The organism is Streptomyces sp. NPDC028314 (genome assembly GCF_055565795.1).
The window spans coordinates 419,389-433,620 of the sequence record NZ_JBVHTP010000002.1 but is presented as its reverse complement, the minus strand read 5'-3'; the positions used below and the strand labels follow the sequence as shown (position 1 = coordinate 433,620).

The 14,232-nt window shown below is 70.4% G+C and carries 10 protein-coding genes and 4 pseudogenes; 5 read left to right on the top strand and 9 right to left on the bottom strand.

The window, feature by feature from the left end; genetic code table 11:
- Nucleotides 1-172: 172 nt before the first annotated feature.
- A complete protein-coding gene (locus ACZ4TG_RS06200) occupies nucleotides 173-1,594 on the top strand; it encodes an ATP-binding protein (RefSeq protein ID WP_468160144.1) in 1,422 nt (473 codons plus the stop codon).
- Nucleotides 1,595-1,964: 370 nt separating this feature from the next.
- On the opposite strand, the gene ACZ4TG_RS06195 is transcribed toward ACZ4TG_RS06200, so the two are convergent.
- Entirely contained in the window at nucleotides 1,965-2,753 is a 789-nt protein-coding gene (locus tag ACZ4TG_RS06195; RefSeq protein ID WP_468160143.1) for a TetR/AcrR family transcriptional regulator C-terminal domain-containing protein, read from the bottom strand.
- Between the two features lie 62 nt (nucleotides 2,754-2,815).
- Here ACZ4TG_RS06195 and ACZ4TG_RS06190 point away from each other — a divergent pair, with 62 nt between their 5' ends.
- Nucleotides 2,816-4,468: an FAD-dependent monooxygenase gene (locus ACZ4TG_RS06190; RefSeq protein WP_468160142.1), complete on the top strand. Its 1,653-nt coding sequence runs from the start codon at nucleotides 2,816-2,818 to the stop codon at nucleotides 4,466-4,468.
- 392 nt (nucleotides 4,469-4,860) lie between these two features.
- On the opposite strand, the pseudogene ACZ4TG_RS06185 reads toward ACZ4TG_RS06190, so the two are convergent.
- The 4 genes and pseudogenes from ACZ4TG_RS06185 to ACZ4TG_RS06170 form a co-directional block, all read right to left on the bottom strand.
- A pseudogene (locus ACZ4TG_RS06185) lies at nucleotides 4,861-5,289 on the bottom strand (site-specific integrase); the annotation flags it as partial.
- A 242-nt stretch (nucleotides 5,290-5,531) separates the two neighbouring features.
- A complete protein-coding gene (locus ACZ4TG_RS06180; RefSeq protein WP_468160141.1) occupies nucleotides 5,532-5,969 on the bottom strand; it encodes an NUDIX hydrolase in 438 nt (145 codons plus the stop codon).
- 80 nt (nucleotides 5,970-6,049) lie between these two features.
- Nucleotides 6,050-6,442, bottom strand: a pseudogene (locus ACZ4TG_RS06175) (NUDIX hydrolase); the annotation flags it as partial.
- A 31-nt stretch (nucleotides 6,443-6,473) separates the two neighbouring features.
- Entirely contained in the window at nucleotides 6,474-6,641 is a 168-nt protein-coding gene (locus ACZ4TG_RS06170; RefSeq protein WP_468160466.1) for a hypothetical protein, read from the bottom strand.
- Nucleotides 6,642-6,666: 25 nt separating this feature from the next.
- On the opposite strand from ACZ4TG_RS06170, the pseudogene ACZ4TG_RS06165 reads away from it, so the two are divergent.
- Together ACZ4TG_RS06165 and ACZ4TG_RS06160 are read left to right on the top strand one after the other, a co-directional pair.
- Nucleotides 6,667-6,846: pseudogene (locus ACZ4TG_RS06165) on the top strand (mobilization protein); the annotation flags it as partial.
- Nucleotides 6,847-7,019: 173 nt separating this feature from the next.
- Nucleotides 7,020-7,151: pseudogene (locus tag ACZ4TG_RS06160) on the top strand (dihydrofolate reductase family protein); the annotation flags it as partial.
- Between the two features lie 58 nt (nucleotides 7,152-7,209).
- Here the strand turns inward: ACZ4TG_RS06160 and ACZ4TG_RS06155 are convergent.
- Nucleotides 7,210-8,208 (bottom strand): hypothetical protein, encoded by a 999-nt coding sequence (locus ACZ4TG_RS06155; RefSeq protein WP_468160140.1) that lies wholly within the window; start codon nucleotides 8,206-8,208, stop codon nucleotides 7,210-7,212.
- Between the two features lie 490 nt (nucleotides 8,209-8,698).
- Here ACZ4TG_RS06155 and ACZ4TG_RS06150 point away from each other — a divergent pair, with 490 nt between their 5' ends.
- On the top strand, nucleotides 8,699-9,745 hold the full coding sequence (locus ACZ4TG_RS06150; protein ID WP_468160139.1) for a sigma-70 family RNA polymerase sigma factor: 1,047 nt from the start codon (nucleotides 8,699-8,701) through the stop codon (nucleotides 9,743-9,745).
- A gap of 120 nt (nucleotides 9,746-9,865) precedes the next feature.
- Here ACZ4TG_RS06150 and ACZ4TG_RS06145 read toward each other — a convergent pair whose 3' ends face one another.
- From ACZ4TG_RS06145 to ACZ4TG_RS06135, 3 genes are read right to left on the bottom strand one after another with little or no spacing between them, the layout of a single operon-like run.
- Nucleotides 9,866-10,558 (bottom strand): response regulator transcription factor, encoded by a 693-nt coding sequence (locus ACZ4TG_RS06145; RefSeq protein ID WP_468160138.1) that lies wholly within the window; start codon nucleotides 10,556-10,558, stop codon nucleotides 9,866-9,868.
- Nucleotides 10,555-11,736: a sensor histidine kinase gene (locus tag ACZ4TG_RS06140; protein ID WP_468160137.1), complete on the bottom strand. Its 1,182-nt coding sequence runs from the start codon at nucleotides 11,734-11,736 to the stop codon at nucleotides 10,555-10,557. The genes ACZ4TG_RS06145 and ACZ4TG_RS06140 overlap by 4 nt, the downstream gene beginning before the upstream one ends.
- A gap of 16 nt (nucleotides 11,737-11,752) precedes the next feature.
- Nucleotides 11,753-13,915, bottom strand: a complete 2,163-nt coding sequence (locus ACZ4TG_RS06135; RefSeq protein ID WP_468160136.1) for an MMPL family transporter — start codon at nucleotides 13,913-13,915, stop codon at nucleotides 11,753-11,755.
- Nucleotides 13,916-14,232 lie beyond the last annotated feature (317 nt).

The window sequence follows — 14,232 nt, the reverse complement described above, 5'->3', positions numbered from 1 at the left end:
AACGGCGACCCACGCAGGGAAGGCCTCGCCCGACCCCGAGGCCGGAGCTCGGCGCGGTTCAGGCAGTCAGCCTCGCACCACCGGCGCGCGGAACCGGACGGGCAGATCCGGCCAAACACTGCCATGCGCGATAGTATCGCTGGAGATAGTATCTCTGACGGGAGTGTCTGATATGCGGCGATTCGTCGGGCGCGAGCGGGAGCTGCGGGTTTTGAGCACGGCCTTCGAGAAGGTCCGCGAGGGGGGCGGATCCCAGAAGCCCGGCGAGTGCATCCTGCTGCGCGGGCGCCGTCGAGTCGGCAAGTCGAGCCTGGTCGAGGAGTTCCTGAGCCGGGCCGAGGTCCCGTACCTCTTCTTCACCGCAGCGGGGGGACCCGCTGAGGTCGAGCTGACGGAGCTGCTCGACGCCGTCGCCTCCTCCACCCTGCCGGAGCGGTCCCTGTTCGCCGAGGAGGCACCGACACAATGGAACGCCGCATTCCGGCTACTCGCGGAGATCCTGCCCGACGACAGCCCGAGCGTGGTCGTCATCGACGAAGTCCCGTACCTCATGGACCGGATCGACGCCTTCGAAGGCATGCTGCAGCGGGCGTGGGACCGCCTGCTCAGCCGCAAGCCGGTACTGCTGCTGCTGGTCGGCTCCGACCTGTCGATGATGGAGGCCCTGAACAGCTACGACCGGCCCTTCCACCAGCGCGGGCGCGAAATGGTCCTGGGGCCGCTCAATCCCGCCGACATCGGCGACATGCTCGGCCTGGAACCGGCGGCCTCGTTCGATGCGGCACTGGTGACCGGCGGACTGCCTCTCATCTGCGCCGAGTGGCCGCAGGGGGCATCGCTGTGGGAGTTCCTCCGGGCCTCGCTCGACAATCCAATCTCCGCGCTCCTGGTCTCCGCCGAACGGTCACTGGCCGCCGAGTTCCCTCCCCAGACGATGAGTCGGGAAGTGCTGCGCGCCATCGGCAGCGGCGAGCGCACGTTCACCAACATCGCGCGGGCGGCCGGCGGAATCGCCCACACGACCCTCACCCGGGCCACGGACGTCCTGACGGAAAAGCGCGTGGTCGCGGCCGAACTGCCCGTCTCCCTGCGACCCTCCAAGGAGCGCCGCTACCGGGTGGCGGATCCGTACCTGCGCTTCTGGCTGGCGTTCCTCGATCCCCACATGGCAGAGATCGAACGCATGCGCGGCGACCTGACCCTGAGCCGGATCAAAGAACAGTGGACGAGCTGGCGCGGCCGGGCCGTCGAGCCGCTCGTACGCGAATCCCTTGCCCGCCTCCTGCCGGACGGCAGCCTGCCCTCGGCCCCGGCCATCGGCGGATACTGGACCCGCAGCAACGACGTCGAGATCGACCTGGTCGGCGCCGACCGCCAGCCGGTGGCCAAGGAGTTGCTCTTCCTCGGGTCGGTCAAGTGGCTGGAGAACTCGGCCTTCGACAACCATGATCTCGCCGCACTCCACAAGCACCGGGCGGCAGTGACCGATGACCCCGTGCCGCTGATCGCCGTTTCCCGCAGCGGCGTCAACTGCGCCGGACTCCAGGCGACGTACGGCCCGGAGGAACTACTCACCGCGTGGCGCGGAAACTGAGCCACGTGCCACTACGTGCCAGTCATGTCGGTTGGCAACGGTCAACAGCGGTGCGATACAGACCGCGGCAACGAGCTCCGGATTGGACGTTTACGCAGGCCAGGGCCCGATCGTGGGCCCCAGTGCCGGGTGATTCCCAAGCTTGTAGCGCGGGTTCGATTCCCGTCATCCGCTCTTCGAACGAAGGCCCAGGTCAGCGACCTGGGCCTTCTTCGTTGTCCAGACCGGTTCAGGTGCCGCGCACCATGGGGCGCACTCCAAGACGCCGATTGCGGCGCCGAATCGAGCGACGGGACCGTCAACCGCAGAGGTGGCAGAGGTGCTGGTGCCGGTGCTGGTGCGTCATGGCCGACCGCGATCGTCGAGCGCGTCAGTCGGCGCTGGGCAGCGTGTCGACACGGCCGGCGCCGTGCACCCGGGCTGCAACTCCGTCGAGCACATAGGCGAGTCCGAGGTCGAATCGCTGCTCCGGGTGAGCATCGTCCGCCTCGATGACCCGCCGGGCGAACTGGGGGTAGGCCCCGCTGTCGATCACCTCGCGGATGTAGGGGGCGACGCTCGCCCGCCACTGCTCCTCGGTCAGCCCTGTCCGCTGCTGCACGTGGAGTTCAGCGAGTTCCGTCGTGACTGCGCCGAGGGCGTAGGCCAAGACCGCATCGACGACATTGGCCGCGACGGTAACGTCCTCGGTGAGCGCGGTGGCAGCCTTGAGGGTGGCCTCGAACTGACGCAGTGAGTTCGGGCCGAGCGCAGGCCGGCCGGGCAATTCGGATGCGAGCCAGGGGTGGCGCAGCAGGAGGGCCCGCAGTCGTCGCGCCACGTTCGTCAGGCCGACCCGCCAGTCACCGGAGAACTCCGACGGTGCGGCCTCGCCCTGCACCGCGTCGATCATCAAGTCGAGCAGCTCGTCCCGGCCGGACACGTACCGGTAGAGCGAGGCCGTCCCGGAGCCGAGGTCGGCAGCGATCCGACGCATCGACAGCCCGGCGAGTCCCTCCGTGTCGGCGATACCGATGGCCGTCGCCACGATCCGTTCCACGCTCGGGGCTTGGCGGCGCGGGGTGCGCCGGGCCTTGCTCCAGACCAGGGCCGCGGTCGGCTCTTCCGCCGGATCGACCATCGCACGGTCCTCCTTGCTCGGGCTCTTGCTTGCGAACACCGTATCACTGTGGCTACGGTGTAACCAGTTGCGAACGGTGTAGCCATAACGAGGGAGTTGTCGTGTCAGAGATCCGAGTCCCCGTCCTGATCGCCGGTGGCGGCACGGTCGGCCTGTCCGCCGCGCTGTTCCTGGCCCATCACGGCGTCGCGGCACTGGTCGTGGAGAGCCAGGACGGGCCGTCCATCCACCCTCGAGCCACCGGCGTCGGCCAGCGGACCGTGGAGTTCCTGCGCGAGGTCGGCATCGAGGAGGCGGTCAACGCGGTGGCCATCGACATGTCCGCCGGCAGCCTCGGGAAGATCTCCGCCGACACGCTCGCCGGAGCCGACCTGCCCGCCATGGCCCAGGCCGTCCCGACGCGCCCCCGGCACGCCGCCCCGCCCACCGGCCTTCTCGGCCCCAGCGTGCTGCGCGGCACCTGCCCGCAGAACCGGCTGGACTCCGTACTGCTGGCGGCGGCACGCGACCGTGGCGCTGACGTCCGTTACGCGACCCGACTGCTGTCCTTCGAACAGGACGAGGACGGCGTCACCGCGGTCCTGCACACCCCCACCGGCCGGCAGACGGTCCGGGCGGGCTACCTGGTGGCCGCCGACGGCGTGCACAGCGGGGTACGGACCGCACTCGGCATCGGCACTTCCGGGCCGGGCAAACACGGCAACCCGAAGGTGAGCATCCTGTTCCAGGCCGATCTCGGCAAGTACACCCAGGGGCATTCCTTCATCACGTGCGACATCACCAATCCGCAGGCGCCCGGCATGCTGATGACCGTCGACGCCGCCGCGAACTGGATCTTCCACGCCGAATACGATCCGACCGCGGGCCAGACATCCGAGGATTTCACTCCCGCACGCTGCCGCGAGATGATCCGCGCGGCGATCGGCGACCCCCGCCTCGAAGTGACGGTACTCAGCGCGCTGCCATGGCGGATCCAGGGCCTGCTTGCCGACGGCTTCCAGGACGGACGCGTGTTCCTGGCCGGCGACGCCGCGCACGCTGTCCCGCCACTGGGTGCGTTCGGCATGAACACCGGCATCGCCGACGCGCACAACCTGGCCTGGAAGCTGGCAGCCGTACTCAGCGGCCAAGCCGATCCCGCCCTGCTCGACAGCTACCAGGCTGAACGACGACCCGTCGCGGCGCTCACCCTCGAACAGGCCATGCTGCGCCTCGCCGACCCCCGATTGCACTGGGACCGCAGCCCGCGGATGGCACCCGCGCGCGCCGCGGCCGGCGTTCTGAACGCACCGGTCGTGCAGCTGGGATACCGCTACGACTCCCGCGCGGTGATCGACCCGCAACCGGAACTGCCCTCCCACGAGGAGGCCGAGCTCAACCTGGACGGCACCCCCGGGTCCCGCGTGCCACACGTCTGGGTGGAACGAGACGGCCGGCGGCTGTCCACGCTGGACCTGGTGGGATCCCGCTTCACCCTGCTCACCGGCAGTGCGGGTGAGCGATGGATCCAGACGGCGCGAGAGGTGTCCAGTCGCCTCGGAGTCGATCTCGCCACGCACACGATCGGCCCGCAGACCGGAGTCGGCGATGTCACCGACCCGGAAGGACGGTGGCCACAGGTCGCCGGCCTCACCGAGCACGGCGCACTCCTGGTGCGCCCCGACCAGTTCGTCGCCTGGCGCGCGCCCGCCATGACCGACCACCCGACGGACGACCTCGCACGGGCCCTTACCCGGATACTCGCCCATGGCTGAGCACCGCGAGTGAATCCCCATGACGCTCGTGCCCCAACCGTGCCCTTCAGGTGGTCAACAGCGGCCACGACCGGTGCCGGACGTACGCGCCAACAGCGCGTATGTCGGCAAGAAACACCATCCGCTCCACAGCAAAGCCCCAGGTCAGCGACCTGGGGCTGGTTTGTTATCCAGACCTGTTCGGGCCCGCGTGTCATTCGCGTGCCGTAACTTCCCTCATAGGGCGTCAGGTTGCTGTCGCGCCCCTTGTGAGGACCACCTCGCCCGAGCAGTCCGCCCGGATGCCGGCGGCGCGGGCACGAACATACGCCCGGTCCCAGCCGGGCCGGGCCGCCCGCTGCCGCCGGGCACCCGCTGGAGCCGCACAGTGTCGTCGATGTCGTCGGCGAGCCTGCGCTGGTGTCGGCGGCGAGGGTGTTCCCGGTGTGGCGCAGGTCATGGACGCGGAACTCCGTCGGCATGCCGACCGCATCACGGGCCTTGCGCCACTTCCGGCCGAAGGACGTGCCACGCAGGGGCGCGCCTTTCTCGCCCACGAAGACCAGGCCGTCGGGTCCGTCCTCCGCGAACCACTCCAGGTGCCGGCGGACGTCGAGGAGGACGAAGCCCGGCAGCATGATCTCCCTCTTCCCCGCACGGGACTTGGGGTCGCCGATCACCCGACGGCCCGTGTTCAGCTCCGGAGCGGCACGCAGGACCCGCACCGAGCCGGTGTCGAGGTCGACGTCTGCTCTGCGCAGTTCGGCCAGTTCCTCCGGCCGCATGGATGCGAAGGCTCCCAGCAGCACCATCAGCCGCCAGCGGATACCGATCGCCTCGGCGGGCGTGGACGACATCTACCGGCACCGGTTCACGGCCGCCCATGAACTGGGCCGCCTTGTACTGCACGGCGATGCCACGGGTGACAGCCGCCAGGAGCTACCGCTGCCGCGAGCTGGGGCCGATCTCCGACGCCACTGCCAGCAGGACGTACCAGCGCCTACGTGCACTCGACGGCCAGCCCGGATTCACAGCGGAATCGGTCTCGAACTTCCCCGGTGAACAGCCTTCGCCGCTCGGGCACTCAGAGTGTTGCCTCAACCCCGAGACTTCCGGTACTGATGGCGCCCCGCAGGACGTGGACGATCTCTTCGGGCTTGAGGTCGATGCCGTCGAGACCTTCCACAGTCAGCGGGATCTCCTCCAGCGCGTACTCGCCGCGGCCCTCGGCGCTGAACTCGGGGCCGGTGCGGTCCTCGAAGGACCAGGTCGCGATGCGGGCGAGGTAGAAGAGCTGGCGCTCGTAGTCGGACTCCATGGTGTGGAGGAGGCGGACGATGTCGGCCTTCCCGGCGATCTCCTCGTGGATCTCCCTGTGGAGGGCGGCCTCGCGGGATTCGTCGCTCGGCTCGACACCGCCGCCGGGGAGCACCCAGTACTCGGGGACGTCGGGCTTGGTGCGGCGGATGACCAGCATCGTGCCGTCAGTGGTGACGAGCACTGCGCGGACTCGTTCGATCATTTTGCTCTGCTTCCCTGCGAAGGCGGCGATGAGGACGTGGGTTTCGGGTCCTGGCCGAGGATGATGAACAGGCTTCGGCGTCAACGGTTCAGGGTCTCGTCGAGGTGTTCTTGTACCGGCGCGAACAGACCGTACGGGACGTACTGCGGGATCTCGGCGTGGGCTACCCAGGCGACTTCGGCCAGCTCGTCGGTATCCGCGACGTGCGCGCTTCCGCCGAGCACCTCGCAGGCCGTGTAGGACATCAGCCGGCCAGTGTCCGGGTGGACCCGCTCACCCAGCAGCCGTCCCGACTTCACGATCAGACCCGTCTCCTCCTGAGCCTCGCGCACGGCTGCATCCTCCCGGCTTTCGCCAGGCTCGACCTTGCCAGCGGGGAACTGCCAGGAGAGCCGGCCCTCGCTTACGCGACGCCGCACCAAGAGGACGCGTCCCTCGTGCACCACGATGGCCGCGGCGACGCCCGGGCGATCGGGGTCAGGGCTGCGGAGCCTACCGGCGGGATCACCGGACGAGGACGGACGTCGGGGTGGCCGTGAAGGCTTCGATCTCCTCGCGGAGGCTGGCCGCCGCCGCGCCTCGGTTGCGCCTGCCCTCGGCCTGGAGTGCGGCGTGGACCCGCTGGGCGCTGCTGGTGATGCCGCCAAGCGCCCCACCAGCGCCGAACAGCACAAGGCCAAGCGCCGGGGCCGGGGCCGGGGCCGTGGCCGCCCAGCTCGCTGCAGGCGGCGAAGCACTCGACGCCCTGGCCAAGACCTCCGCCGCCCACACCCGTCGCGAGCTGCGGGAAGCGGCAACGACGTTCGAGCGGGCAGCCGGCTCCCGCGTCCGCGCCGAACGCAGACAGGACCGGGCCCTGCGCCAAGCCACCCGCGATTCCTCACCACCGTGCTGGGCAGCGAGGTCAGCACGGTGCGGGACCCCGTCGAGCGGCATGTCTTGAACATCCTCCACCGGGAGGGCGACACCTATGGCTTCGCGTGCGTGACCGCGCAGACCAGTGGTGATGTCGCTGCGGCGGGTCCTGGCGTCCCACAACAGTCTCTTTGACGCAACGAGTTCGGGCCTCAGCGCGCGCCCTGGCAGGACTACGAGTGGCAGGGCTCGTGGGGTGATGAGCCGCCGTTGCACTCCCCGGTGTTCGTCATCACCCACCACCGGCGTCCTTCGTTCACACTGAACCGCAGTTGTTCCGGCGGGCCGGAGGCCAGCTCAGGGAGCGGCCGGTGCACGACCGCACCTAGCTCGCGAGCGCCTTGAACAGTCCGCGGATCTCGTCCTCGTCCGCGATCACCGGCAGGGTGTCGAAGTAAAGCTCCCACTCGCCCTTCGGGCCAATGCGCTCGACGATCCCGAAGGGGATCTCGGTGCCCTTGGGCTCGCCGTTGGGGCCGGTCATCGTGCCATGCCACTCGATGTAGGTGGTGGTGCGGCCGAAGGCGACCTGGCCCGCCTTGAACTCGACGTCGGCGTTCTCGAACAGCCGCTGCAGGTAGGCGGTCTTGCCCTCCTGGGTGGTCAGCGACCGGTCCAGGCCGGGCCCGGCCAGCTTGGCGCTGCCGGTACGGGCGGCCAGCGCGGCAGCGTCCCCGCTGTTCCAGGCGGCGAGGCGGGCGGGGATTTCCTGGGCGTGGAACCGGTCGGGGGCCGCTCCGCGCGGGCCGGGGCCGGCCGGGTCGGCGATGCCGGCGAAGAGGGGGCGGGGCCGCTGAGACTCGGGCAAGACCTGGATCAGCTCGTAGCGGTCGTAGTAGCGGCGGGCCTGGATGGTCTTGCCGTCATCGCCGAGGACGTTGCGGGCGATCTGCGGGTAGCTGACCTTGTGGCCCTTGAGGGTGACCGTGTTCTGCTGGCCGAACATCATCACGGCGCCGTCGGCGACCACGTTCGTGCCGCGGTAGCGGAGGTCCGGCACAAGGCGGAGTGAGTTGCTGATCGAGGCGCCGATCACTTCGTGGCCGCGCTGGGGCTTGCCGCCGGCCTCCCAGAGGCTGGCCTCCTCGTCGAAGATGTCCAGGTAGGTCTGGAGGCTGGGGGCCTCGCCGAAGACGATCTGCCGCTTCATGAAGGCGCAGGCGTTCGGGGTGATCCGCCCTTCGAGCCGGTCGACCTTCTCGCGGACCTCGGCGCACTCGCCGCCCTCGGCGGTGGCGGTGGCCGGCGCGGCACCGATGGTGAGGCCTGCGAGGAGAGTGGCCGCCGCGAACACTCCGGTGCGCGTGTACCGCCGCATGTTCATGTCGTTCCCCGTTCGTGATCGCTTGATCGCTTGATCGCTTCGATGGATCAAGCTTCTTCGAGGGCGCCGGAGAAAACGATTACCTCAGGGGTAAGGACGGGCAGTTGACAGTGCGGATGACGGCCGACCACGGATGACAGGCGACCCGCACAGCTTCCGGTGGAGGCCGAGGCCGTCCAGGCCTTCTGGCTGCGCGGACTCGGTGACCAAGAAGGCCGGGACCCCCTGGCCCGGTCGACGAGCCCATGCGGCTGGCCGGTCGCGGAAGCAATCCGGGGGCGGCAGCCGCCGACCCGCGGCGCCGACTCGTAGGCATTCCGGGCGACTCAGCCCGCTCGTGGCCACCACCATTTGGGCGTGCCCCAACCGTACCCTCAGGAGCGGTCAACAGCGGTCAGAAACCATGCGAACAATTTCCACGCCATAGATTCCCAAGCCTATCCTGGTCGATGGCCTTGGATCCGGCGTACAACAGGGGGCGGAATCAAGGATGAAGGATGTCGTGGGCGACGCCGAGCGCGAGACGGCGGTCCGGCTGGAGGAGCACCGGGCAGAGTTGACCGGCTACTGCTACCGCATGCTGGGTTCACACTTCGAAGCGGAAGACGCCGTACAGGAGACGATGGTCCGGGCGTGGCGGAATTTCGACCGGTTCGAGGAACGGTCGTCACTGCGGACATGGGTCTACCGCATCGCCACCAACGCGTGCCTGGACGCACTCGCCGCCGGCAAGCGCCGGGCTCGCCCCATGGATCTCACCGGCCCGACCAGCGGCGCCACTTCACCGGGCGCTCCGGTGGATGCCGCCCTGTGGATCGAACCATGCCCGGCCCGTCCGGCATCCGCGACCGGTGATCCCGCAGAGGCAGCGGCAGCAGGCGAGACGGTGCGCTTGGCCTTTGTCGCCGCCCTGCAGTACCTGCCACCCAGGCAACGGGCGACTCTGCTCCTGCGGGACGTCCTGGCCTTCTCGGCCCGCGAGGTCGCCGACTTGCACGGATCCACCGTCGCCTCGGTCAACAGCGCACTGCAGCGTGCGCGTGCCACGCTGGCCGCCCGCCGCGAAGCGGCCGACGAGACGGCAGCCCCACCATCCGACGCCGTCCAGCGGATGCTCGCCGAGCGGTACGCCGCGGCCTTCGCCGCCTTCGACATGGCGGAGCTGAACATGCTGCTCCACGTGGACGCCACCCTGTCCCTGCCCCCGTACGCCCTGTGGATGCGGGGAGCCTCCGACATCCAGGCGTGGCTGACCGGGCCCGCGATCGGGTGCAGCGGATCACGCCTGATCCCCACCATGGCCAATGACTCACCCGCGTTCGGCCAGTACCGGCCCAGCGCCGACGGAACGGGCTACGAACCCTGGGCACTTCAGGTCATCGAGGTCTCCGGCGACCGCATCACCGGTATCAACGCCTTCCGTGACACCGAGCGTCTGTTCCCCCTCTTCGGCCTGCCTGCACACATAGGACCGGACTCCAGTTCCGGCACCAGCACCCCGAACACCTCCACGTCACCGGCCACACCCACCGGCTGAAGGAGACCGGCGCGGGAAAGCCCTCGCAGCGAGCCGCCCGAAGATCGACACGTGCAGGTCAGACGGTATACCGGCGCACGGGCGTCAGTGATTCCCAAGTGGCCGGCGCCGCCATCGCGGTCAGTCTCCGGGAACGACGAGCCCCGACTCGTACGCCACGATCACGAGCTGCGCCCGGTCGCGTACCCCCAACTTCCCCATGATCCTGCTCACATGGGTCTTCGCCGTGAGGGGACTCAGGGCCAGCGCGTCGGCGATCTCGGTGTTGTTGAGGCCCCGGGCCACGAGGGTGAGAACTTCCCGTTCCCGCGCGGAGAGCGGGTCGAGGGCGGCGGGGACCTGGGCGGAGCCGGGGGTGCGCAGGACCCGGGCGATCAGTCGGGCGGTCGGGCCCGGCGAAAGGAGCGACTCGCCACCGGCCACCGTACGGATGGCGGCCAGGAGTTCGGCCGGTCTGGTGTCCTTCACGAGGAAGCCGGAAGCCCCGGACCGCAGCGCTTCGACGACGTTCTCGTCGGTGTCGTACGTCGTGAGGACCAGGACCTTCACCCCGGCCAGGTCTTCGGCGGAGGCGATGAGCCGGGTCGCCTCGATGCCGTCGGTGACCGGCATCCTGATGTCCATGACGACCACGTCGGCCCGCTCGGAGTGGGCGAGGTCGAAGGCTTCGCGCCCGTTGCCCGCCTGTCCGACGACCTCCATGTCGGGAGCCGATTCGATGAGCATCGCGAAGGCCGCCCGTACGAGGGTCTGGTCGTCCGCGAGGAGGACGCGGATGACGCGGTCGTGCCCGGCGGCCGGTGGTCTGGTCATGCCGAGGCCTCCAGGGAACGGGGTGGGAGCGGCAGGCTCGCCGCGACTTCGAAGCCACCACCGGAGCGGGGGCCCGTCCGCAAGGTGCCGCCGACGCTGCGGGCCCGCTCGCCCATGCCGACGATGCCGAAACCCGGAGCGGTGGAGTCCGCTCCAGGGCCTCGGCCGTCGTCACTGACGGCGACCCGAAGAGACCCGTCAGCCACCGCCACCCGGACGCGGACCGTGGCGCCGGGGCCCGCGTGGCGGACCGCGTTGGTCAGCGACTCCTGGACGATCCGATAGGCGGCGGCCCCCACGGCCGGCGGGACATGGATCCCGTCGGTGTCCAGGGTCAGTTCCGCGTCGGCCGCACGGACCAGATCGGCCAGCCCTGCGAGGTCCGGCAGCGGCCCGCGCTCGTCGGCGCGGAGCACGGTCAAGGTGGTGCGGAGCTCCGCGCGCGCCTCACGGCAGGTGTCGGCGATGGAGTCCAGCGCCTCGGCGATCGCCGCCCGGTCGAGCCGGTCCGGGTCGACGGCGAGCACATGGGCGGCGACCGAGGTGCGGACACCGATCAGCGTGATGCTGTGGGCCAGCAGGTCGTGCAGGTCGCGAGCGATGCGCAGACGCTCCTCCGCGATCTTGCGGTCGGCGTCCTGTCCGGCCCGGGCACTCTCCTCGGCGAGGTACTTGCGGTAGTTGCGGACGGCGACGCCGAGCACGAGGGCCGACACCAGCCAGCCGGAGGTGCGCAACACGTCCAGGGCGCGGTGGGCACCGTTGGACGACATGGCGCTCACCGCGAAGGCCACGACGCACACGCCGACCGCCACCGTCCGGCGGACGGTGCCGGTGGCGGCCACGGTGTACAAGGCGAGTATCGCGGCGGGCACGGGGGCGGCGTGGGCGTTGTCGAGCAGTTGGTACGCGGCGATGCAGGCGACGGTCGCGATCATCACCCCGAGCGGGTGCCGCCGCCGCCACACCAGGAACAGGGCCGAGCAGGCGAGCAGGGTCCACCCGAGCGCGTCCGGTCGCATCGCGGTGTCGGCGTACGCCACCGCCCCGCAGAGCAGGGCGACACCGGCCGCGATCACCGCGTCGTTCCGCGTCGGGTGCCCGGCCGCCAGGGGGTCCTGGTGCAGTACGCGCAGTACGCGCTCGGCCGCGCTCGGGGGATCGGTCACTTCTGCCACCCGGACATCGTCGCTCTCATCGCCGGTCGCCGACCAGTTCCAGTGCGGGTCCGGAAACCGGGGCCGGGGCACCGGAAGGCCGACCCGGCCACCACACCCTGCGGCCGAGCAGCACACTGGCGCTGGTCACCAAGTACGTGCGGACCAGGAAGGTGTCCAGGACCACCCCGATCGCGACGACCGTGCCCATCTCCACGAACATCACCAGCGGCAGCGAGGCGAGCACCGCGAAGGTCGCCGCCAGGACGATCCCGGCCGAGGCGATCACTCCTCCGGTGGTGCGGAGCGCGGTCAGCGCGGCTTGCCTCGGCTCGGCGCCGCCCCGGGTCTCCTCGCGGGTGCGGTGCATCAGGAAGATGCCGTAGTCGACGCCGAGGGCGACCAGGAAGACGAAGGTCAGCAGAGGCAGCCCCGGATCGACGCCGGTGAAGCCGAACACCGGGCCGAAGACCAGTCCGCCGATACCCAGCGCCGCGCCCCACACCAGCACGACGGCGGCGACCAGGAGCAGCGGGGCGACCAGGCTGCGCAGCAACAGGATGAGGACGAGCAGCACCGCGGCGAGGACCAGGGGGATGACGATCAGGCGGTCGTGGGAGCTGGTGGCGGCCAGGTCGAGTTGCCGGGCGCTCGCGCCGCCCACGTGCGCGCCGTCGAGTCCGGCTCGCAGCCGTTCGATGAGGGCGGTCTCCCGCTCGGACTCCGGCGCGGACTCGGCGGTGACGGCGATCTCGGTCCAGCCGTCGCCGCTGCGGCCCCGCTCGGCGCTCACGACGCCGTCGACGGACCTGGCTCCGGCGAGGATCCGGTCGGCGGCTTCGGTGGGCGCCATGACCTCAATCGGCCGGCTGCTGCGATCCGGGAAGGCCTTGGCCAGCGTTCCCATGGCGGCGATCGACTCGGGCTTGCTGGTGAAGCTGTCCTCCCTCTTGAGCGCCCCGGGCAGGTTGAGCACACCGAGCGCCAGCGCGCCCAGCAGCACGACTCCTGTCACGAGCACGGCGACCGGCCGCTTGCCCGCCGAACTCCCCATCGCGGCGAAGACGTTCGTCCCGCGCTGTTTGGGTTCGCCGCCGTACGCGGGGATCAGTGGCCAGAACACCCGCCGTCCGAGCAGCACCAGGACCGCCGGCAGCAGCGTCATCATCGCGATCAGCGCGCACAGCACGCCCACCGCTCCCACCGGGCCGAGGCCACGGATGTTGTTGAGGTCGGCGGCGAACAGACAGGCCAACCCCGCCACGACGGTCCCACAGGAGGCCAGCACGGCCGGCCCGCAACCGCGCAGCGCGGTGCGCATCGCATCGTACGGATGCGGGGTACGGCGCAGTTCGTCACGGTAGCGGGCGACGAGCAGCAGGGCGTAGTCGGTGCCGGCGCCGAACACCAGGACCGTCATGATCCCGGCGCTCTGGCTGGTCACGGTGAGTCCGAAGCCGGAGGCGAGCCCGTACACGGCGGCCCGCGCGCAGACGGCCCCCGCCCCGACCACCACCAGCGGCACCAGCCAGAGCACCGGGCTGCGGTAGGTGAGGATCAGGAGCAGGGCCACCACCAGGCCGGTCGCCAGCATCAGCGTCCCGTCGATGGAGCCGAACACCTCCTTGGCGTCGACTTCGACGGCGCTGTCACCGCCGACCCACACGGTCAGCCCGTCGGTGCCGCGCGCGTGGGCCCGTACGTCCTCGACGAAGGCCTTCTTCGCGGCGTCGTCGGTGCCGGGCGCGGCCGTGGACACCGCGTACATGAGCGTGGTGCCGTCTCCGGATGGAACGCCGGGTCCTCGGAGGGTCGCGCCGAAGTCCCGGGGATCCTTCGACGTGGCAAGCAGGACGGGGGACTTGGCGGACCCGGTGTCCGTGGTACCCGCCGGGACCGTGACCGCCGCGATCTGCCGTTCGGCGGTGTCCCGGTCGGCGGCGGTCAGCCCGCCGTCGCGGTGGTAGACGAGCAGCACGCCGGTCGCCTCGCCGCCGGGCAGCTTCTCCTGGAGCCTGGCCACCTGCGTCGAGTCGGCGCCCGACGGCAGATAGTCCGCCGTCCGGTCACGCTGTACGTCCGCGAGCCTGCCCGCGAACGACCCGGCGACGGCGATCACGATCACCCACAGTGCCAGTACGCCCCACGGAACCACCTTGCGGCGTCCACCTGTTCGCGCTGATCGCCCTGTCTGCCCCATCTCGGGCCCCTCCGCATGGACTCGGACCGGTGGCCCCGATGGCCCGCCCGGCTGCATCCAGCGTCCCGTCTTCGACGCACCGTTCCGTCACACCGACGCAGGAGATCACCCCTACTCCCCCGGGCGTCCCGGACCCTCCCGTACTCCCCCGGGAGTAACGCTGCGCGTCGCCGGTCACCCCTCTTCGAGGAGCCCTCTGGCGGTGAGCACCTCGCGCGGGCGTCCAGCCGTCTCGGCCGCTTGGTCCGGCGGCATGCCGCGAGATCCATCGGCTGGCGGTCCGTCGACACCGTTGCCCCTCTCCGTGGGGTGCACCA

What these genes read in the sequence shown, in the direction of transcription:
- ACZ4TG_RS06200 (WP_468160144.1), top strand. Translation starts at nt 173, where the DNA reads ATGCGGCGATTCGTCGGGCGCGAGCGGGAGCTGCGGGTTTTGAGCACG.
- ACZ4TG_RS06180 (WP_468160141.1), bottom strand. Translation starts at nt 5,969, where the DNA reads ATGATCGAACGAGTCCGCGCAGTGCTCGTCACCACTGACGGCACGATG.
- ACZ4TG_RS06155 (WP_468160140.1), bottom strand. Translation starts at nt 8,208, where the DNA reads ATGAACATGCGGCGGTACACGCGCACCGGAGTGTTCGCGGCGGCCACT.
- ACZ4TG_RS06150 (WP_468160139.1), top strand. Translation starts at nt 8,699, where the DNA reads ATGAAGGATGTCGTGGGCGACGCCGAGCGCGAGACGGCGGTCCGGCTG.
- ACZ4TG_RS06145 (WP_468160138.1), bottom strand. Translation starts at nt 10,558, where the DNA reads ATGACCAGACCACCGGCCGCCGGGCACGACCGCGTCATCCGCGTCCTC.
- ACZ4TG_RS06135 (WP_468160136.1), bottom strand. Translation starts at nt 13,915, where the DNA reads ATGGGGCAGACAGGGCGATCAGCGCGAACAGGTGGACGCCGCAAGGTG.